The organism is Embleya sp. NPDC008237 (genome assembly GCF_042956465.1).
Lineage (GTDB): Bacteria > Actinomycetota > Actinomycetes > Streptomycetales > Streptomycetaceae > Embleya.
On record NZ_JBIBGL010000014.1, the window covers coordinates 153331 to 171923 of the forward strand.

Annotated in this window: 16 protein-coding genes, 1 tRNA gene and 1 pseudogene; 10 read left to right on the top strand and 8 right to left on the bottom strand. The window is 69.6% G+C overall.

Annotated elements, in window-relative coordinates; translation table 11 throughout:
• Window positions 1–21 precede the first annotated feature (21 nt).
• The 6 genes from ACFZBU_RS32520 (at window position 22) to ACFZBU_RS32545 (ending at window position 4598) form a co-directional block, all read left to right on the top strand.
• A complete protein-coding gene (locus tag ACFZBU_RS32520) occupies window positions 22–771 on the top strand; it encodes a DUF881 domain-containing protein (protein WP_391587408.1) in 750 nt (249 codons plus the stop codon).
• A 49-nt stretch (window positions 772–820) separates the two neighbouring features.
• Window positions 821–1513 (top strand): class E sortase, encoded by a 693-nt coding sequence (locus ACFZBU_RS32525; RefSeq protein ID WP_391587276.1) that lies wholly within the window; start codon window positions 821–823, stop codon window positions 1511–1513.
• A gap of 46 nt (window positions 1514–1559) precedes the next feature.
• Window positions 1560–1817 (top strand): hypothetical protein, encoded by a 258-nt coding sequence (locus ACFZBU_RS32530; RefSeq protein ID WP_391587415.1) that lies wholly within the window; start codon window positions 1560–1562, stop codon window positions 1815–1817.
• Window positions 1814–2452, top strand: a complete 639-nt coding sequence (locus tag ACFZBU_RS32535) for an aminodeoxychorismate/anthranilate synthase component II (RefSeq protein WP_391587277.1) — start codon at window positions 1814–1816, stop codon at window positions 2450–2452. Before ACFZBU_RS32530 ends, ACFZBU_RS32535 begins: the two co-directional genes overlap by 4 nt.
• 596 nt (window positions 2453–3048) lie before the next feature.
• Window positions 3049–3747 carry a class E sortase gene (locus tag ACFZBU_RS32540; protein WP_391587278.1) on the top strand — a complete coding sequence of 233 codons (699 nt, stop codon included), beginning with the start codon at window positions 3049–3051 and terminating at the stop codon, window positions 3745–3747.
• 65 nt (window positions 3748–3812) lie between these two features.
• The gene (locus tag ACFZBU_RS32545) at window positions 3813–4598 is read left to right on the top strand and encodes a class E sortase (protein ID WP_391587279.1); all 786 of its coding nucleotides are present in this window, start codon (window positions 3813–3815) and stop codon (window positions 4596–4598) included.
• Between the two features lie 155 nt (window positions 4599–4753).
• On the opposite strand, the gene pknB is transcribed toward ACFZBU_RS32545, so the two are convergent.
• The 6 genes and pseudogenes from pknB to ACFZBU_RS32575 all read right to left on the bottom strand — a co-directional run bounded on the left by pknB (window position 4754) and on the right by ACFZBU_RS32575 (window position 13115).
• Complete coding sequence (gene pknB / locus ACFZBU_RS32550) at window positions 4754–6655, bottom strand: Stk1 family PASTA domain-containing Ser/Thr kinase (RefSeq protein ID WP_391587280.1); 1902 nt, start codon at window positions 6653–6655, stop codon at window positions 4754–4756.
• A gap of 206 nt (window positions 6656–6861) precedes the next feature.
• A complete protein-coding gene (locus ACFZBU_RS32555; protein WP_391587281.1) occupies window positions 6862–8388 on the bottom strand; it encodes a peptidoglycan D,D-transpeptidase FtsI family protein in 1527 nt (508 codons plus the stop codon).
• A gap of 310 nt (window positions 8389–8698) precedes the next feature.
• Window positions 8699–10129: pseudogene (locus tag ACFZBU_RS32560) on the bottom strand (FtsW/RodA/SpoVE family cell cycle protein); the annotation flags it as partial.
• The gene (locus ACFZBU_RS32565; RefSeq protein WP_391587282.1) at window positions 10095–11675 is read right to left on the bottom strand and encodes a PP2C family protein-serine/threonine phosphatase; all 1581 of its coding nucleotides are present in this window, start codon (window positions 11673–11675) and stop codon (window positions 10095–10097) included. The pseudogene ACFZBU_RS32560 and the gene ACFZBU_RS32565, both read right to left, overlap by 35 nt.
• A gap of 5 nt (window positions 11676–11680) precedes the next feature.
• The gene (locus ACFZBU_RS32570; RefSeq protein ID WP_391587283.1) at window positions 11681–12217 is read right to left on the bottom strand and encodes an FHA domain-containing protein; all 537 of its coding nucleotides are present in this window, start codon (window positions 12215–12217) and stop codon (window positions 11681–11683) included.
• A gap of 10 nt (window positions 12218–12227) precedes the next feature.
• Window positions 12228–13115: an FhaA domain-containing protein gene (locus tag ACFZBU_RS32575; protein WP_391587284.1), complete on the bottom strand. Its 888-nt coding sequence runs from the start codon at window positions 13113–13115 to the stop codon at window positions 12228–12230.
• A 387-nt stretch (window positions 13116–13502) separates the two neighbouring features.
• On the opposite strand from ACFZBU_RS32575, the gene ACFZBU_RS32580 reads away from it, so the two are divergent.
• Window positions 13503–13586: transfer RNA gene (locus ACFZBU_RS32580), tRNA-Leu, on the top strand.
• A gap of 110 nt (window positions 13587–13696) precedes the next feature.
• Window positions 13697–15079 carry a DUF2252 domain-containing protein gene (locus ACFZBU_RS32585; protein ID WP_391587285.1) on the top strand — a complete coding sequence of 461 codons (1383 nt, stop codon included), beginning with the start codon at window positions 13697–13699 and terminating at the stop codon, window positions 15077–15079.
• Window positions 15080–15552: 473 nt separating this feature from the next.
• Here ACFZBU_RS32585 and ACFZBU_RS32590 read toward each other — a convergent pair whose 3' ends face one another.
• A complete protein-coding gene (locus ACFZBU_RS32590; RefSeq protein ID WP_391587286.1) occupies window positions 15553–16140 on the bottom strand; it encodes a TetR/AcrR family transcriptional regulator in 588 nt (195 codons plus the stop codon).
• Between the two features lie 182 nt (window positions 16141–16322).
• On the opposite strand from ACFZBU_RS32590, the gene ACFZBU_RS32595 reads away from it, so the two are divergent.
• Complete coding sequence (locus tag ACFZBU_RS32595; RefSeq protein WP_391587287.1) at window positions 16323–17153, top strand: hypothetical protein; 831 nt, start codon at window positions 16323–16325, stop codon at window positions 17151–17153.
• Between the two features lie 292 nt (window positions 17154–17445).
• Window positions 17446–17778 (top strand): rhodanese-like domain-containing protein, encoded by a 333-nt coding sequence (locus ACFZBU_RS32600; RefSeq protein WP_391587288.1) that lies wholly within the window; start codon window positions 17446–17448, stop codon window positions 17776–17778.
• 24 nt (window positions 17779–17802) lie between these two features.
• Here the strand turns inward: ACFZBU_RS32600 and ACFZBU_RS32605 are convergent, their stop codons facing one another.
• Window positions 17803–18492 carry a PaaI family thioesterase gene (locus tag ACFZBU_RS32605; RefSeq protein WP_391587289.1) on the bottom strand — a complete coding sequence of 230 codons (690 nt, stop codon included), beginning with the start codon at window positions 18490–18492 and terminating at the stop codon, window positions 17803–17805.
• Between the last annotated feature and the right edge of the window lie 101 nt (window positions 18493–18593).

The window sequence follows — 18593 nt, forward strand, 5'->3', positions numbered from 1 at the left end:
GGCGACGTGCGTATCTTCGCCATGCGGCCGTTCGGAACGACTTGGCGTGCGATCGTACCCCGGTTGTCCGCTCTTGTGGTGTTCGCCCTGGCCGGGCTGCTGTTCTGGATCAGTGCGGACACCTCGCACGGCACCAATCTGCGCAGCGACGCGCAGATGCTTCGGCTGTCGGATGTGATCCGGGACCAGGGCAGGCGCAACGAGAGCGCCCAGCAGGATCTGTCCGCGTTGCAGAAGGACGTGGACTCGCTGGTGCAGGAGCAGGCCAACGACCCGCAGGCACGCGGACGGATCGACGCGGTCGCGGACCCGGCCGGGGTCACCCCGGTGTCCGGCGAGGGGCTGACGGTGACCCTGACCGACGCCCCGCCGGACGCGAAGTCGCGCGTGCCCGGGGTGCGCGAGCCCACCGCGGACGATCTGGTGGTGCATCAGCAGGACATCCAGGGCGTGGTGAACGCGCTGTGGAGCGGCGGCGCCCGGGCGATCCAGATCATGGACCAGCGGATCGTGGCCACCTCCGCCGTGCGGTGTGTCGGCAACACGCTGATCCTGCACGGTCGGGTGTACTCGCCGCCGTACGTGATCTCGGCGGTGGGCGACACCGGTGCCCTGCGGCGCGCGTTGGACCAGAGCAAGAGCGTGTCCAACTACACCGACTACGTCGAGGCGTTCGGACTCGGCTGGAAGGTCGAGGACAGGAAGCGCCTGGACGCGCCGGGGTATACGGGCCCCCTCGGCCTGGAGTATGCGAAAGTCTCCGGGACGTGATCGGCAGCGGTGAACCGAGGGGAGTCTGACGACAGTGTTGCGGACCACGATGCGAGGCCTCGGGGAGGTCTTCATCACGCTGGGCGTCGTCATCCTGTTGTTCGTCGTCTATCAGCTCTACTGGACCGGCGTGCTGGCCGATCGGGCGCGGGCCGACGAGATGCACAAGCTCGACGAGGCGCGCAAGCGGACCGTGGCGGCGATGCCCAAGGACACACCGGTCGCGCAGACGCCCAAGCAGGCTCCGTACCAGGACGGCGAACCGTTCGGCACCATGTACGTGCCGCGCTTCGGGAACGACTGGTACAAGACGATCCGACCCGGCGTGACGCCCAAGGAACTGCAGAAGGGCCTGGGCTGGTACAAGGGCAGCGCGCAGGCGGGCGAGGACGGCAACTTCGCGATCGCCGGGCACCGCAAGACCTACGGCGACCCGTTCCTGAACGTGCCCAAGCTGCAGGTGGGCGACAAGATCGTGATCGAGGGCATCACCGAGTGGTTCGTCTACTCGATCGACAAGCCGGTCAGCCTCAGCGGTGACAAGGCGGTCCTGAAGACCATCCCCGAGGACGTGCACGTGCTCGACGCGGTCCCGGAGAAGGCCTATACGACTCCCGGGAAATACATCACCCTGACCACCTGCGAACCTGAGTTCGGCAGCACGCACCGGTTGATCGTCTGGGGCCACCTGGAGTCGCGTACTCCGTTGGCGGCGGGCAAGCCGGCGGCGTTGCAGGGATGAGCGAGTCGAGCCGCGCGGGCGGCGAGCGAGAGAGGGCCTGGGCCTGATGTACGGCTGGATCTGGCGCACTCTGCCGGGAAACGCGTGGGTGAAGCTGTTGATCTCCCTGCTCCTGGTGTTGGCGATCGTGTACGCGCTGTTCACGTGGGTCTTCCCGTGGGCGGAACCCCTGCTCCCGTTCAGCGATGTGACGGTCGATCAGGAGAACGTCACGAACACCACCGGCCCCGGCGGCGCACCGCGCCCGGCCGGTGCGACCGGTGGGACCTCCCCTGCGGCGCTGCCGGGAGGGCTGCCCGGATGAGCGCGCGCATTCTCGTCGTGGACAACTACGACAGCTTCGTCTTCAACCTCGTGCAGTACCTGTACCAACTCGGCGCGACCTGTGAGGTCCGACGCAACGACGCGGTGACCGTCGAAGAGGCCGAGGAGTTCGACGGCGTACTGCTCTCGCCCGGCCCCGGGACGCCCGAGGGTGCCGGGATCTGCATGGAGATGGTCCGTCGCGAGGGCGGCCGGGTGCCGGTTTTCGGGGTGTGCCTGGGCATGCAGTCCATCGCGGCGGCGCACGGCGCTACCGTTGGCCGAGCCCCCGAACTCCTGCACGGCAAGACCAGCCCTGTGGTGCATGAGGGGGCGGGCGTGTTCGCCGGCCTGCCGTCGCCGTTCACCGCGACGCGCTATCACTCGCTCGCGGTGGATCCGGACACGATTCCGGCCGAACTGGAGGTGACCGCATGGACCGGGACCGGCGTGATCATGGGCCTGCGGCACCGCGACCGACCGGTCGAAGGCGTGCAGTTCCACCCGGAGTCGGTGCTGACGGAGTACGGCCACCGGATGCTGGCGAACTGGCTGGTGACGTGCGGGGACCCGACGGCGCCGGCCCGGTCGGCGGGACTGGCTCCCGTCGTAGAGCGCACGCCGCTCCCGACCTGACCGAGGCCGCCCCGATACCCGAGAGCGGGTACGGATCCGGCGAGATCGCCCCATACGCGGCCGGAGCGTACTCGGGGGACCTGGTCCAGCCAGGCTTCGCGGAACCGCCCACAACGGCCCTTCCCGCCGTTTCCGAGCCGATGCCCGGTGGTCGTGCGGCGCGGCGGCGGGCTGCGCAGAGCCGGGCGGCCGCGGCCGGGGCGCAGGCTCCGATCGGGACACCCCCGGACGCCCCGACGCGGTCGTTCCCCGCGACGCCGGGGGCGGCCGGGTTGCCGGCCGTTCGACCGGTGTCGGGAGTGCCCGCGGCTCGACCGGCTCCGACCGAGCCGGCGGACGACCCGGACGCGTGGTTTCGGGTCGACGCGCAGGTACCGATTGGCGGGCCGGTGCTCGACCCGGTCGTCGACCCGTCCCCCGCACCGGCCGTGCGGTCGAGTCCGACGACCGCGGCTTCGAGCACCCCCGGCGGGCGGGCGGCCCGGCGCAAGGCGCAACGGAGGAAGCCCGGTCGAACCGGCGGCCGGCCGCCCGCGGGCCCGGCGGTCGCCGAGGGGGCCGGTCGGGCCGCCCGACGTCGGGCCGCCAAACCGTCGATGGGTTCGCGGGTGTTGACCGCGGGTGCCCGATTCGTCGGCGAACTCGCCATGACGGTGGGCCTGCTGCTCGTGCTCTACGTGGTCTACCTGAAGTGGTGGACGAACATCGTGGCGGAGGAGAAGGCCCGGGACACGGCGCACAACATACAGCAGAGCTGGGGCGACCCGGCGGCGGTGGATCCCCGCAACCCCGGCCAATTCGTCGCGCCGAACAAGGGGTTCGCGCTGTTGTACATCCCCCGGATCGGGATGGAGAAGCAGGCGATAGCCGAGGGCACCGATCGGGCCAAGGTGCTCAACAACGGCCTGGTGGGCCACTACACGGACCCGCAGACGGCGATGCCGTGGGATGCCCAGGGCAACTTCGCGGTGGCCGCACACCGCAACGGACACGGTGAGCCGTTCCGCTACATCAACAAGCTCAAGCCGGGCGACAAGCTGGTCGTGGAGACGGCCACCACGTACTTCACGTACACCGTCGACGCCGACCTGCCGCAGACCTCGCCGCAGCACATCGAGGTGATCGACCCGATCCCGGACCGGGGGCCGTACAAGAAGGCCGGCCGGTACATCACGCTCACCACGTGCACCCCCGACGGGGCGTCGACCTACCGGCTGATCGTCTGGGGACATCTGGAGGAGGAGCGTCCCCGGTCGCAGGGGAAACCGGACGCGCTGCTCGCCGCGGCCAAGTGAGGACGCATCACATTCCGGTCTCCGGGACCTGACCTAACTGCTTGTCTATGCCAAGCTGTCGGCTCATGGGCGTTGTACGCAAAACGATTCGCGTCGGGGCGGAACTCCTCCTGACACTCGGCCTGGTCGGTCTGCTGCTGTGTGTCCACCAGCTCTACTGGACCAACTTCGAGGCCCGGGCCGAGGCCCGCAGCGAAGTGGAGCAACTGCGCAAGAACTGGGCCAAGGCGCCCGCACCGGCCTTCGCGCCGGACTCCGCGCCGAACTCCGCGCCGCCCGAGGCGCTGCCACCGAGCGACATCGTGGACGGCCCCACCGACGTCAGCGTCGACGGCGGCAAGGACGGCCAGCGGGTGCCCGGTTCGTACAGTATTCGCGGTGAGACGCTGGCCATCCTGTGGATTCCCAGACTCGGCTCGGACTGGGCCCAGCCGATCATCGAGGGCTCCAGCCTGGCATCGTTGTCGAAGGGCGTCGGCCACTACACCTATCCGCCCTACATCGGCCCCGGTGGCCCGGGCAACTTCGGGCTCGCGGGGCACCGCAACGGACACGGTGAGCCGTTCCGGTACCTCAACAAGCTCAGGGCGGGCGACAAGGTGGTCGTCGAGACCAAGAACCAGTGGTTCACCTACACGATCGTCAAGGGCCCGTTCATCACCAAGCCCTCCAACGGCTCGGTGCTCACCGCGCAACCGCCGGACCTGGGCGGCCCGGCCGGTCGTCGGCTGATCACCCTGACCACGTGCGATCCGGAGTTCACCTCCCGGAACCGGATGATCTACTGGGGCGAACTCACCGCCACCGACGCCAAACAGGGCAAATCCAAGCCGGCGGCGCTGCGCCACTGAGCGAGTCGCGCCGCCGAGCGGGGCGGCTGCTCCTGTGCGGCCCCGCCGATCGCGCCGTCGAGGGACGTGCACGGAACTTCCGCAACGAACAGGCCCGAGGCCCCGGAAGCAACGCTTCCGGGGCCTCGGGCCTTGATGTGCGGTGACCGCCCGGCTCAGTTGGGCCAGTTGCCGTGGCCGCCGCGGAGGTCGCCGCCCATGATCGGGTTGCCACCGCCGCGGTTGTCACCCGAGGGGGGCGGGGACGTGGTGCCGCCGGTGTTGCCGCCGGGGTTGCCCGTCGAGTTGGACGGCGGCGGCGATGTGGTGGCCGGCTGCGGGCCCTTGGACACCGTCAGGTTGACCGTGCTGCCCTCGTTGATCTTCGAGTTCGCGGTCTCGCTCTGCTTGACGACCTGGCCCACCGGCTTGTCCGCCGAGTACTGGTCGGGCGACTTGGTGACCTTGAACCCGAGGTTCTCGAGCTTGGCCTTGGCTTCCTCGTAGGAGAGTCCGACCACGCTCGGCACCTGTACCTGCTGCTTGCCGCTGAAGATCGTCAGGGTGACCTTGTCGCCCTCGTTCAGCTCGGTGCCGGAGTCGGGGTTGGTCGAGCACACCGTGTCGCGCTGGCAGCTGGTCAGCGTCTGGCTGCGCGTCACCTCGGCCACCAGGTTCGCGGCCTTGAGCTTGGCCGTGGCCTCTTCCTCGGACAGACCCTTGAGGCCGGTGGGCACGGTGGTCTTCTTCGGGCCGCCGAAGGCCCAGACCTGGATCGTGTCGCCCTTCTTGGCACTCGTGCCGGCCTCGGGGGTCTGCTTGCAGATGTTCCCCTTCGTGCCGGTGGCGCCCGGTGGACACTTCGACGGATCGTCGTTCATGTTGATCTTGAAGCCGGCGTTCTCCACCGCCGTCGTGGCCTCGACCAGGGTCTTCCCCACCAGCGTCGGCGTGCTCGCCGACTTGTCCTCGCCGTCGCCCATCAGGGTCTTGCCCACGAAGAACGCGGCGACCAGGACGGCGACGCAGGCCAGGGCGAGCAGGATCCACGCACCGCCGCGGGACTTCCGGGGCTCGTCCCGGTGGCGATCGTTGTCGTCGAGCTCGTACTGCCCGGTGTTCGGCCCGCGACCGTGCGCCGGGATGACCTGGGTCGCCCCGCCCGCGGTCGGCGGCAGGTACTGCGTCGCCGGGTCGGCCCCCATCGGCGCGGCCATCACGCTCGGCGCGCCCACCGGGAGCCCGTGCAGGGCCCGCTCGATGTCGGCTCGCATCTCGTCGGCGCTCTGGTACCGGTTGTCCGGGTTCTTCGCCAGCGACTTGAGCACGATCGAGTCGATCGTCGGCGAGACCTCCGGGTCGAAGGTGCTCGGCGGCAGCGGGTCCTCGCGGACGTGCTGATAGGCCACCGCGACCGGCGAGTCGCCGATGAACGGCGGGCGTTCGGTGAGCAGCTCGTAGAGCAGGCAGCCGGTGGAGTACAGGTCGGTACGGGCGTCCACGGTCTCGCCGCGGGCCTGCTCCGGGGAGAGGTACTGGGCGGTGCCGATCACGGCCGCGGTCTGGGTCATCGTCATGCCGTTGTCGGCCATGGACCGGGCGATGCCGAAGTCCATCACCTTGACCGTGCCCTGCCGCGTCAGCATGACGTTGGCGGGCTTGATGTCGCGGTGGATGATCCCGTTGCGGTGGCTGTACTCCAGGGCCTGGAGCACGCCGGCCGTCATCTCCAGCGCCCGTTCGGGCAGCAGCCGGCGACCGGAGTGCAACAGCTCGCGCAGCGTCGAGCCGTCCACGTACTCCATCACGATGTACGGGATCGAGATCCCGTCGATGTAGTCCTCGCCGGTGTCGTAGACCGCGACGATCGCCGGGTGGTTCAGCGATGCGGCGGATTGCGCCTCGCGGCGGAACCGGGCCTGGAACGTAGGGTCACGGGCGAGATCGGCGCGCAGTGTCTTGACCGCCACACTGCGTCCCAGACGAATGTCACGGCCCATGTACACCTCGGCCATGCCACCACGGCCGAGGACCGCGCCGATCTCGTACCGGTCGCCGAGGCGACGCGGCTCTTCCATAACTTCCAGCCCTTCCCTTACCGGTCCACGGCCTTCGGTCTTCGGCCGGCCGGGACCGGGGCGGTTGCCCGACCGGTCCGGCACGTTCTCCGACACGGTACCGGTGTGACGGCCCGGGTCGTCGTCACACCCGAGTCACGAGGACACGTCGGTATCTGATTGCAGTAGTGGTCGGAGTTGCTATCGGTGTGATCGCAGGCCATGGCTCACTTCTTGACCACGGCTTCCATCATTGCCTTGGCGATCGGAGCGGCGAGGCTGCTGCCGCTGACCTCGTTGCGCTCGGCGTCGCTGTCCTCGACCACGACCGCGACGGCGACCTTCTTGCCGTCGGCGCCCTTGGCGTAGGAGACGAACCACGCGTAGGGCGGCTCGCTGTTCTTGACCCCGCGCTGCGCCGTGCCGGTCTTGCCGCCGACGGTGACCCCGGGAATCCGGGCCGACTTGCCGGTGCCGTTCTCGACGACGCCCTTCATCATGTCCTGGAGCATCTGCGCGACCTCGGGCGTGATGGCCTGGTTCGCCACCTGCGGCTGGGTCTTCTCCAGCACCGAGAGGTTCTGCGCGCGCAACTCGTCGACGAGGTAGGGCTTCATCACCTTGCCGTTGTTGACGATCCCGGCGACGACCATGGCCATCTGCATCGGGGTCGAGGCCACGCTGTCCTGGCCGATCGACGAGCGCATCAGCTGGCCCTGGTCCAGCCCGGCGGGGAACACGCTGGGGGCGACCCGACTCGGGATGTCCAGCGGGTTCTGGTTGGTGCCCTTGCCGAAGTTGTTGAAGCCGAAGGCATCGGCCTGGGCCTTCACCTTCTCCTGCGACAACTGCTGACCGACGCTGGCGAACACGGTGTTGCAGGACAGTTCGAGCGCCTTCTGCAGTGTTGCGCCGGCGCACTCGGTGGGGTGCGAGTCCGGGAGGAACTGGGTCGAGTTCGGGTAGAACAGCTTGCCCCCCACGAGCGGGACGTTCGGCACGGTGTCCGGCTTGAAATCCCCCGAGGACAGCGCCGCCGCGGCGGTGACCAGCTTGAAGGTCGAACCGGGTGCGTAGGTGTATCGGATCGCCCGGTTGTCCATCGGCTTCTTCGGGTCGAAGTTGGTATCCGGGGTCTTGCGCGTCTTGGACGTGTCCAGGGTGAGCCCGTCGTACGCCTTGGCGACCGCGTTGCGGTCGTTCTGGGCGAGCACGTTCGGGTCGTAGGACGGCGTGCTGGCCATCGCGAGCACCTTGCCGGTGTCGGGGTCGATCGCGACCGCGGCGCCGGTCTTGCCGTCGAGGCCGTTGAACGCGGCCTCCTGGGCCTTGGCGTTGATCGTCAGCGCGACGTTGCCGCCCCGGGTGCCCTTGTTCGTCACGGTGTCGAGCACCTTGCGGACGAACAGTCGGCTGTCCTTGCCGCTGAGGATGTCGTCCTCGATGCTCTCGAGGAGGTTGCTGCCGATGAAGGGCGAGATGTAGCCGGTGATCGGCGCGTACATCGGGCCGAACTCGTACTTGCGCAGGTACTCGTACTGCCGGTCGTCGGTCTTGACCGAGCTGGTGATCGGCTTGCCCTCGACCAGGAAGTCGCCGCGCGGGTGCGAGTACTTCTCGTAGGCCGCGCGTCTGTTGTTCTTGTTGTCCGCGTAGTCGTCGGCCTTGACGACCTGGACCCAGTTGGCCCGCAGCATCAGCGCCGCGATCAGGATCAGGCAGAAGACGGAGACCCGCCTCAAAGGCTTGTTCACGGTATGTCCCTCCCCTGGGCGTGCGTTGCGGCGGCGGTCACGGGTTCTGCCCGCCGGTGCCGCTCTGGCCCGGTGGGCCGTATGGTGTTCCGCCGCCGGGGCTCGGCGGCGGAACGAATGGTCTGGGTGGCGTCGGGGATCCGCCCGAGGGTGCCGGTCCGCCGGGTGCGCTCGGCACTCCGCCCGCGACCGTCAGCGCCTCGGGGGAGGCGGAGCCTTCGGCCGGCGTCGAACTCGGCGGCGGGGTGGAGCCGGCGGCGGGGGTGTCGCCCCGGCCCGAGGCATGCGAGCCGCGCCTGGGTGCGACGCCCTCGCTCGGGTCGAACGCGCCGGGCGGTGGCGCCGGTCGGCGGGCCGTATCGCTGATCCGGATCAGGACCGCCACCAGGGCCCAGTTGGTGATCACGGACGAACCACCCTGCGCCAGGAAGGGCATCGTCATACCGGTGAGCGGGATCAGTCCGGTGACACCGCCGGCCACGATGAAGACCTGGAGCGCGAGCGCGATCGACAGGCCCGCCGCGAGCAGTTTGCCGAACGGATCGCGAGCGGCCAACGCGGTACGCAGGCCGCGTTCGATCAGCAGGGCGTACACCATGAAGATGGCCATCATTCCGGCGAGACCCAGCTCTTCACCGACCGTGGTGAGGATGAAGTCGCTGCGCGCCGCGAAACCGATCTCGGTGGGGTGTCCCTGGTTGAGACCGGTGCCGAGCAGGCCGCCGGTGCCGTAGCCGAACAGTGCCTGGGCCAGCTGCTGCGACTTGCCCGGGGCAGGGTTCGCGTACGCGTCCATCGGGTCCATCCAGGCCGCGACCCGGTCGTGCACGTGCGGTTCGAGCGTGCCGACCACCACCGCGCCGGCAACGGCCATCACGACACCGAACAGCAGCCAACTGGTGCGCTCCGTGGCGACGTAGAGCATCACCACGAAGACGCCGAAGAACAGCAGCGAGGTACCGAGGTCGCGTTCGAAGACCAGGATCAGGATGCTGAGCAACCAGACCACGATGATCGGGCCCATGTCCCGGCCACGCGGGAAGTACAGGCCCATCACCTTGCGGCTGGCCAGCGCCAGCGCGTCGCGCTTGGCCATCAGGTAGCCCGCGAAGAAGATGGTGATCACGATCTTGGTGAACTCGCCGGGCTGGATCGAGAACGGTCCGAGTCGGATCCAGATCTTGGCGCCGTACGTGTCACCCGGGAACGGGATGGGGGACACCAGCAGTACCAGGGCCAACGCCATGAACGTGTAGGTGTAGCGCTGCAGCAGACGGTGGTCGCGCAAGGCGACCACCACGACGGCGAACAGTGCGACGCCGATCGCCGAGTACATCAGCTGGGATCCGGCCGCCGCGGTGCCCTTGAGGTTGCCGGGGAGGCCGACCCCCTTGACGATGTCCAGGTCGAGCCGATTGATGAACATCAGGCCCATGCCGTTGAGGAAGGTGGCCAACGGCAGCAGCAGCGGGTCGGCGTACGGCGCGAACTTGCGCACCAACAGGTGCGCGAGGCCCGCGAAGACGCCGAGGCCGAGCCCGTACTTGACCAGGCTCCCCACCGGCAGTGACCCGTCCCCCGCCAGTCCCACGTTGGCATAAGCCAGCATCGGCACCAGAACCGCGAAGCCGAGCATCATCAACTCGGTGTTGCGGCGATTCGGTGCGGCTTGGGGGGTGATCGTCGTGTTGCTCACGGCGCTCCCCTCAGTTCGTTCCGGTGGTTCCGGGCAGTCGCGGATAGCACTGCTTGGCCAGGTCGGCCTCTTCGGCGGAGAGTCCCGATCCGGGCGCCTCCGGCACCGCGGCCGGCGGTGCCGAACTCGGTGGCGCCGAACTCGCCGGTGCGGTCGGGCTGGTCGCCGTGGCACCGCGGCCCTTGGATCCCGGGTCGGCCGTGGAGGAGCTTCGAGTGCTTCGCGATGCGGTGGTCGGGGTGTGCTTGGCGGCCGGCGCGTTGGTCTGCAGCGCGGCCGGCAAGCCCGGGTTCTGCTGCGGGAACGTGTCCACGCTGCCCGCGGGTTGGGCGCCCGGGTTGCCCTCGACCGCCTTCTTCGCGTCGTCCGCCGCATACGCCCTGCGACACACGTCGGCCTGCCGCTTGAGCCGGTCGATGGTGTGCCGGGCCTCGGTCAGGCTGGCCGCGTCGAGCGTGCTGTTGACCGCGTCCCGGTTGGTCTGGCCGATCATCGTGAGCTTCAGCTCGTCGTAGCTCTGGTAGGTGCTCGCGAGGTTGAGGCCCAGGATCTTGGAGTCGATCCCCCGGTAGATCGCGACGTGGTCTCCTTTGTCGGCCACGAAGTACTGCGTCTGCGTCCAGTAGTACGCGCCGCCGAGTGCGGCCACGAGCACCGCGACCCCGCCCCAGATCGGCAGTGTCCGACGCAGTGTGGACTTCGGCTTGGGCTTGCGCCGACTGCCCGGCTCGGAGACCAGGGCCTCGGTCTCGTACTCGCCGGCGGTCAACTCGCGGGCCCGGGACGCGGGTGTGGTCGGCAGTGTCGTGGTGTCGTCCACGACGCTGGCCACCGCGCCGACCACGATCGGGCTGTCGGAGGGCTGATCGGCCGGGTCCACCACATCGGCGACGATGCAGGTGATGTTGTCGGGGCCGCCGCCGCGCAGCGCGAGCTGGATCAGCTCCTGCACCGCGTCGCCGGGGTTGGCGTAGGTCAGGAGGGTGGCCTCCATGGTCTCCCGGCTGACCACCCCCGACAGGCCGTCGCTGCAGATCAGATAACGATCGCCGGGGCGGGCCTCGCGCACCGACAGGTCCGGCTCGACGTGGCCGCGCCCGTCCAGGGCACGCATCAACAGCGAGCGCTGCGGATGATGGTCGGCTTCCTCCTCGGTGATGCGGCCCTCGTCGACCAGGCGCTGCACCCAGGTGTGGTCCTGGGTGATCTGTTCCAGGGCGCCGTCACGCAGGAGGTAGGCACGGGAGTCGCCGATGTGGGCGAGGCCGAGTCGGCTACCCGTCCACAGCAGCGCGGTCAACGTGGTCCCCATGCCCTCGAGCTGGGGGTCGTCGTCGACCATCACACGCAGTCGGTCGTTGGCGCGATCGACCGCCGAACGCAGCGCGTCCAGCAGATCGGCTCCGGGCACGTCCTCGTCGAGTTCGACGATGGTGGACAGGACTTCGGAGCTGGCGACTTCGCCCGCTGCCTGCCCGCCCATGCCGTCGGCGACCGCGAGCAGGCGAGGGCCGGCGTAGCCGGAGTCCTCGTTGCCTTCTCGGATCATGCCCTTGTGGGATCCGGCGGCGAAGCGGAGAGAGAGGCTCATTCAGGCTACCTGCGCAGCTCGATAACGGTCTTGCCGATACGGATCGGCGCTCCGAGCGGCACGGGGGTCGGACCGGTCAGGCGCGTACGGTCCAAGTAGGTACCGTTCGTCGACCCGAGGTCTTCGACCACCCAGCTGCCGTCGGGCGCAGGGTAGATGCGGGCGTGCCGACTCGACGCGTAGTCGTCGTCGAGCACGATGGTCGAGTCGTGCGCCCGGCCGATGGTGATCTGCTGATCCGTCAGATTTATCGTCGTGCCGGTCAGCGAGCCCTCGGTGATCACCAACTTGCTGGGATTGTTGCGCTGGCCGCGGCGGGGCCGGGCCTGTTGCCGCTGCGGGGGCGGGGCCTGCTGCGCCTGCTGAGGCGGAGCGGCACCTCCTCCACCGGCGGCGGGCGCGGCGGTTCTGCGCCGCGCGGGGCGTTGGGTCACGCGTGTGCCGAAGAGGTCGCTACGGATCACCTGTACGGCGACGATCACGAACAACCACAGCACAGCGAGGAAACCCAACCGCATAACGGTGAGGGTCAGCTCAGACATGCGCCCGTTGTCACCCCTCGGCTTGGCGGAACACGACAGTGGTGCTGCCGAGCACGATGCGCGATCCGTCCCGCAGACCGGCACGCTGACAGTGCTGGCCGTCGACGACGATCCCGTTGGTCGAACCGAGGTCCGTGATCGACGCCGGAGCGCCGATGCGGATCTCGGCGTGGTGCCGCGAGACGCTCGGATCGTCCACGCGAACTTCCACATCGGTGCTGCGGCCCAACTTCACGACCGGGGCAGTGAGCTCGTGACGTACCCCGTTGACCTCCAGCCAGGTACGCAGCCGTGGTGCAGGCTGCGCATTCTGGCCGTAGGCGGCCTGCTCCCCCGGCTGCGGCCGGGGAGGCGTCGGCGTTCCCGGGGTCCCGGGCGGACCGAAGGGCGGTGGTGCGGGCACCCCGGGCGGGGGTGGCCCGCCGGGTCGACCGTATCCGTAACCCTGTGGTGGCTGCTCCGGTTGCGGCCCCCCGCCCGGGAAGGGCGGTTGTTGTGGGGGCTGCTGTAGTTCGTGCGACTGACTGCCCGCGAGCGCCTGACTGCGCACACGGTACAGACCCGTGTCCAAGTCGTCGGCATGCTCGAAGTGGACCTCGACCGGACCGATGAAGGAATAGCGCTGTTGTTGCGCGTAGTCCCGCACCACGGTCGCCAGCTCGCCGCCGAGTTGCTGCACGTACGGGCTCAGGCGCTCATAGTCGTGTTGGCCGAGCTCGACGACGAAGTCGTTCGGGACCATGGTTCGGTCGCGGTTCCAGATCGTCGCGTTGTTGTCGCACTCGCGCTTGAGCGCGCTGGCGATCTCGACGGGCTGGACATCCGACTTGAACGCCTTGGCGAAGGCGCCGTTGACCAGGCCCTCAAGCCGTTGCTCGAACTTCTTCAGGGGACCCACGGGCACCTCCTTCCGTACGCGATCGGCCGGTCCGGTCCTACAGTCTGCTCACTGATCGTATCCACGCGTGGGAAACGGGCGCGGTTCCCTACCGTGGCCACTGTAAGGAGTGTTGGCTTTCACAGGGATTCCTACACCCTGTTGCCCCCTCCGTGGCTCGCTTGCAGTAGTTGTGCCGCGACCGTGTGCGTGGCCGGGGTCGAAGCCCGTTCACCGTACGGTGCAGGGCAAGCATGCCGGAGAGGTGGGGGTCGTGGGGATCCCGGTCCACAAAGATGAACCGTTGGTTGCTGTGGGTGTCCATACGGATGCTCATGGTGTGAGCGGTGGGGCCTGCGGGTATGGATTCGTATCGGGCCTGGAGCCCGTGCTAATCTTTGATTGCTCGCGCGGGTGGCGGAATAGGCAGACGCGCTGGATTCAGGTTCCAGTGCCCGAAAGGGCGTGGGGGTTCAACTCCCCCCTCGCGCACCGAGCAAAGGCCCCAGGTCATCGACCTGGGGCCTTTCTGTATCTCCGGCCGGGTGAGCCGGCTGGGTGTCGGCGGTGGGCCGTGCGCTTGATCCGGGGAGGATCGGTACATGTCGGGGACTTCGGTGGGGCGGGAATTCATCGTTCCGGGTTTTCGGGACAGGTCGGATGTGGCGTCGAAGGCGCTGGGCAAGGGGCTGCGCGAGCGGGTGTCGCGGGCCGCGCACGCGAGCTTCGAACCCGCGGTGGATCGGCCCGACGTGGTGGAGAGCGTCGAGCGGGCCAACCTCGGGCGGCTCGAACACCTGGTGCCGCTGCGGATCGGCCGCATGGCGGCCTCGCCGTTCGCATTCCTGCGCGGCTCGGCCGGGTTGATGGCGGCCGATCTCGCGGCGCAGCCGGTCACCGGATTGACCGGGCAGATCTGCGGTGACGCGCACGCCGGGAACTTCGGGGTGTTCGGCACCGCCGAGGGCCGGCTGGTGATGGACCTCAACGACTTCGACGAGACCGTACAGGGCCCGTGGGAGTGGGACCTGAAACGACTGACCGCCTCGCTCGTGGTGGCCGGCCGGGTCGGCGGTCTGGATGCGGACGCGTGTCACCGGGCGGCCTACGACGCCGCGGCCTCCTATCGCAAGACGATGAAGGTGCTGGCGAAGCTGCCGGTGTTGCAGGCGTGGCACGCGATCGCGGACGAGTCGCTGGTGGCGCATGCGGACGCGGCCGAACTGTCCGGTCTGTTGGCCCAGGTCACCGCGAAGGCCCGGCGCAACACCAGCGCGCGGTTCGCGGCCAAGGCGACCCGGCGGCGCTCCGACGGCACCTGGCACTTCGTGCCGGAGCCGCCGGTGCTCACCTCGGTGGACGACGCGCTCGCCCACGCGGTGGCGGCCGGCCTGGAGAGCTATGTGGACACGCTCTCCACCGAACGCCGGCCGTTGTTGGCCCGGTTCGCGATCGAGGACGTGGCATTTCGGGTGGTGGGCACGGGCAGTGTCGGTACCCGGGCCTACGTGGTGCTGCTGCTGGGCAACGGCGACGAGCCGCTGGTGCTCCAGGTGAAGGAGGCCCGGCCCTCGGCGCTCGCGCCGTATCTGCCGCCCGCGCACGTCGAGCACGAGGGGCGCCGGGTCGTGGTGGGCCAGAAATGGATGCAGGCCGGTACCGACTCGCTGCTCGGGTGGACCTCGATCGACGGGCGCGCGTACATGGTGCGCCGGTTCCGCAACATGAAGGGGAGCATCGACCCGAGCGCGTTGGCCGCGCACGAGATAGACGACTACGCCCGGATGACCGGCGCGCTGCTGGCCCGCGCGCACAGCCACTCGGTGGACCCCAAGGTGCTCGCGGGCTACTGCGGCAAGAGCGATCGGCTGGACGACGCGTTCGCGCGGTTCGCGGTGCGCTACGCGGATCGCACCGAAGCCGACCACGAACAACTGCTCGCGGCCGTGCGATCGGGGCGGCTGCCGGCCGAGACCGGGGTCTGACCCCGGGTCACGGGCGGCCGGCGAACAGCCGTGCCGCCGGTGCGGGATCCCGCACCGGGTGCGGAGTCGGGTCGCGAAGGCGCGGATACCGGCCGGGAAGTTCGTGGGCCGCCCGCCGGCGCTCCGGCGAACCGGCCGGGCTCGTGCCACGGGCCGGCGGGGCCGCGTCCGGGGCGGCGTAGTGCGCCGCGGCGATGGTGCGGCGGTCCCCGATCGTGGGGCGCGCGGTGCACCGCCTCGTGCGCGTCGCCGCGCACGAGGGCTTCGTGGTCCACCCGCGCCACCGGGATCCCCGACGCGAGCGCGGCCGTTGCCTCGGGGACGAAGTGCGGGTCGGTGCGACGGGGGTTCAGGGGATCCGCGGGGACGAGCAGGACCTCGGGTGCGCCTTCCCCGGGGGATGCGGTGCCGGGAAGGACGGTATTGCGTGGGCATGCCGGATGAAGGGTGGACCCTTCATCCGGCCGTGCGCCCTATGACTGCTTCATCGACGCGATGGACGCTCGCGTGAACTCGATGAGGTGCTTGCGCCGGTTCGCCCGGGCCTCCTCGGATTCCGAGTCGGCCCCCAGCAGTACCCGCGACATCTGCGGCATCGTCTGTTGCCAGGCGGCGACGCCGATGAGCGAGAAGAGCAGCTGGGCGACCTCCGGCGAGGGCTTCACGCCGAGATGATCGGCGAACTCCTGAAGTTTCGCGGCGTAGCTCGTGACTCGCCGCTCCTCGTCCGGAACCGGGTCGTGGCCGTAGTACAACGCCTCCCACACCAGCAACCGGAGCAGCTCCGGGCGGGCGCAGTAGAAGTCGTAGACCTGGGCGATGTACTCGGCCGGGTCGTCGTTGGGCATCGTGACGACCGTGTTGAGCTCCTGGAGCGACTCCGTCAGCACGTGCTGGAAGAGCTGCTCCTTGTTGCCGAAGTACGCGTAGATGCGCTCCTTGTTCACCCCGGCGCGCAGGGCGATGCGGTCGACGCGGGCGCCGGCGATGCCGTGCTCGGCGAACTCCGCGCGGGCGGCGTCGAGAAGTTTGGCTCGGGTGCGTGCGGTGTCGGGCGGCATGGCTGGATCTTATCCCCTCTAGCCAACTGCTTTGTTGGATCGACTGGCCAGGGACGGCCTGACCATGCTGCCCTACCACATAGGCTGCTGGGGGGTGTTGCGAGTGATTTGATCTTCAAAGTCCGGCAGACGCGCCCGCCGGCCGGTGTCGCGCGGGAACAGAACAGCACACAAGGGACGTGATGGACGAGGTCAGCGCGCCGACCCCCTGGTCGGACCCCGAAATCGCCGAGTTGGAACGACAGGTCGCCGCCGCAGAGACCGCGCTGCTCGACGACGAAGTGGATGTGACGACCCTTCAGGTCGAGCTGGACAACCTGGCGATCGTGCACCACCGCCGACTGGGACCGCTGTACGAGCGACTCGACGAGCTGGACGCGCTGATCGCCGAGGCGATCGCGGCGCACACCGGCGATCCCACGGACATCCGGCGCGCGGTCGAATTGCGTGGTGTGGTCACGGACATGCCGGACCTGGACTCGCTGCTGGGCGCCCTCGACGGCGCGGGCGGGGGGTCGGGCGGGGCGGCGGGCGGCGCCGGCGAGGCGGCCGACGAGCCGATGCCGGTGCCGGAGGTGCACCGGGTCAGCCCCGGTGCCGAGGCGCGCAAGCTCTTTCGCGAGCTGGCCCGGCGGGCCCACCCGGACCTGGTCCAGGATCCCGAGGAGAAGCAGCGCCGAGGCACCTTCATCGCCCGGGTGAACGCCGCCTACGCGCGCGGCGACGTGACCGAGCTGCTGGCTCTCGGTACGGAATGGGCCACCTCCCCGGAGGGTGCGATCGGTCCGGACGCGGAGAGTCGGGGGCAGTGGCTGCGCAGCCGACTGGCCTGGCTCACCCACCGGCGGGCCGAGCTGGCGGGCCTGCGCGATCAGCTGATGGAGGGCGCGATGGGGCAGCTGCTCCAGCTCGCGCCGAACGACCCCGACGGGCTGCTGGAGCACCTGGCCGATCAGCTCCTGCACGACATCGCGGAGAAGGAGAAGGTGCTCGGCACGCTGGTCGATCCCTGACCGCGGGCCCGGGCCCGTCCGGCGGCTTCCGGCGGGGGCCGAGCGGATCGCGGCGCGCCGGCGACCCTCCCGGGCCGGCCGGATGGGCGTCGGTCGGCCCGGGAGGATTGCGGCCATCGCCGCTCGCCCATCCTGCTCGCTCGGTGGCACACAGCCGTCATTTCGGCCGCGTGTCGTGCGCGTGGGCGGGGTGGTTCGCTCTTTCGAGGCACGTGTGCACGGCGCCGATGGCCGACAATGTGCGATGAGCGCGGCCGGACGGGTTCCGGACGCCTGACCTCCCGGAGATTCGATGCACCTGTCGCCCCCGCCGGCCGTGCCCGCCGCCGCGGTCCCTGACGACGCCTTCGTCCTGGACGTACGGGAGGTGCACGAATGGGACGCCGGTCATGTCGCCGGTGCCCGGCACCTCCCGATGAGCACGCTCCTGGAGCGGATCGACGAGGTGCCGCACGACACGCGTGTGTACGTGATGTGCCGCGTCGGCGGCCGGTCCGCCCAGGTCACCCACTATCTGGGACAGCAGGGCTGGGACGCGGTCAACGTCGACGGCGGCATGCTGGCGTGGGAGGCCGCCGGACGGCCCATGGTGAGCGAGACGCAGGCCGCCCCTGTGGTGGTGTGAACCCGGGACCGACCGCAGGCCCGGTCAGGACCGGCGTTCCGCGATGAACACCGCGGTCGCCTCGGCGGTCAACTCGCCGTCGGCGCGGATCTCACCGGTCGCGAAGCTCTTGCGCCCTTCGCGACCGGTCCAGCGACCGGTCAGCTCCAGCGGCACGTCGTAGGGCGTGGCCCGGCGGTAGCGGATGTCCAGCCCGGCGGTCAGCCCGGGCGCCCCCGCCGCGGACGCGGCGACGCCCAGCAACTGGTCGAGCAGGACCGCCACGATCCCGCCGTGCGCCCGGGCGGGCGGCCCGCCGTGCGCCGCGGTCAGCGTGCAGTGCGCGCGGATCTCCACCGATTCCGGGTCGGCCGTGGGGTCCGGCCTCGGCTCGACCTCCTCGAAGATCAGCCTGGGCGCCTGCGGGTTGAGCCGACCCGAGCCCATCTGGGTCAGATGCTCCAGCCGGCCGTTCGGATGCCGGATCAGCGACACCGCCTGCGAGCGCCGGGCGGCATTCAGCAGCGCGGTCAGTTCGGCGACCCGGCGGGCCGCGTCCGCGCGCACCGCCGCGTCCACGTCCGTCCACACCACCGCCTCGACCAGGTCGCGTACCCGGTCGGCGAGGTCCAGCGCCTCCGCGGTCACGTCGTCGGGGCCGGGAAGCGTGCCGGCCATCAGCTCGGCGAGCGCGGTGGCCGAGGCCGGCGGCAGCGGCCTGGTGTTCGAGTTCATACCCGTACCTCCGTGACACTTTTCTTGATCTTGCCAAGAATGCGGGCAAAGAATATGACGGTGCATCAGATCTAACGGTCTATCAGATCCGGCTCGACCGG

What these genes read in the sequence shown, in the direction of transcription:
- ACFZBU_RS32595 (WP_391587287.1), top strand. Translation starts at nt 16,323, where the DNA reads ATGGACGAGGTCAGCGCGCCGACCCCCTGGTCGGACCCCGAAATCGCC.
- ACFZBU_RS32570 (WP_391587283.1), bottom strand. Translation starts at nt 12,217, where the DNA reads ATGTCTGAGCTGACCCTCACCGTTATGCGGTTGGGTTTCCTCGCTGTG.
- ACFZBU_RS32540 (WP_391587278.1), top strand. Translation starts at nt 3,049, where the DNA reads ATGGGTTCGCGGGTGTTGACCGCGGGTGCCCGATTCGTCGGCGAACTC.
- ACFZBU_RS32565 (WP_391587282.1), bottom strand. Translation starts at nt 11,675, where the DNA reads ATGAGCCTCTCTCTCCGCTTCGCCGCCGGATCCCACAAGGGCATGATC.
- ACFZBU_RS32530 (WP_391587415.1), top strand. Translation starts at nt 1,560, where the DNA reads ATGTACGGCTGGATCTGGCGCACTCTGCCGGGAAACGCGTGGGTGAAG.
- ACFZBU_RS32590 (WP_391587286.1), bottom strand. Translation starts at nt 16,140, where the DNA reads ATGCCGCCCGACACCGCACGCACCCGAGCCAAACTTCTCGACGCCGCC.
- ACFZBU_RS32520 (WP_391587408.1), top strand. Translation starts at nt 22, where the DNA reads ATGCGGCCGTTCGGAACGACTTGGCGTGCGATCGTACCCCGGTTGTCC.
- ACFZBU_RS32585 (WP_391587285.1), top strand. Translation starts at nt 13,697, where the DNA reads ATGTCGGGGACTTCGGTGGGGCGGGAATTCATCGTTCCGGGTTTTCGG.
- ACFZBU_RS32525 (WP_391587276.1), top strand. Translation starts at nt 821, where the DNA reads ATGCGAGGCCTCGGGGAGGTCTTCATCACGCTGGGCGTCGTCATCCTG.
- ACFZBU_RS32545 (WP_391587279.1), top strand. Translation starts at nt 3,813, where the DNA reads ATGGGCGTTGTACGCAAAACGATTCGCGTCGGGGCGGAACTCCTCCTG.
- ACFZBU_RS32605 (WP_391587289.1), bottom strand. Translation starts at nt 18,492, where the DNA reads ATGAACTCGAACACCAGGCCGCTGCCGCCGGCCTCGGCCACCGCGCTC.
- ACFZBU_RS32600 (WP_391587288.1), top strand. Translation starts at nt 17,446, where the DNA reads ATGCACCTGTCGCCCCCGCCGGCCGTGCCCGCCGCCGCGGTCCCTGAC.
- ACFZBU_RS32535 (WP_391587277.1), top strand. Translation starts at nt 1,814, where the DNA reads ATGAGCGCGCGCATTCTCGTCGTGGACAACTACGACAGCTTCGTCTTC.
- pknB (WP_391587280.1), bottom strand. Translation starts at nt 6,655, where the DNA reads ATGGAAGAGCCGCGTCGCCTCGGCGACCGGTACGAGATCGGCGCGGTC.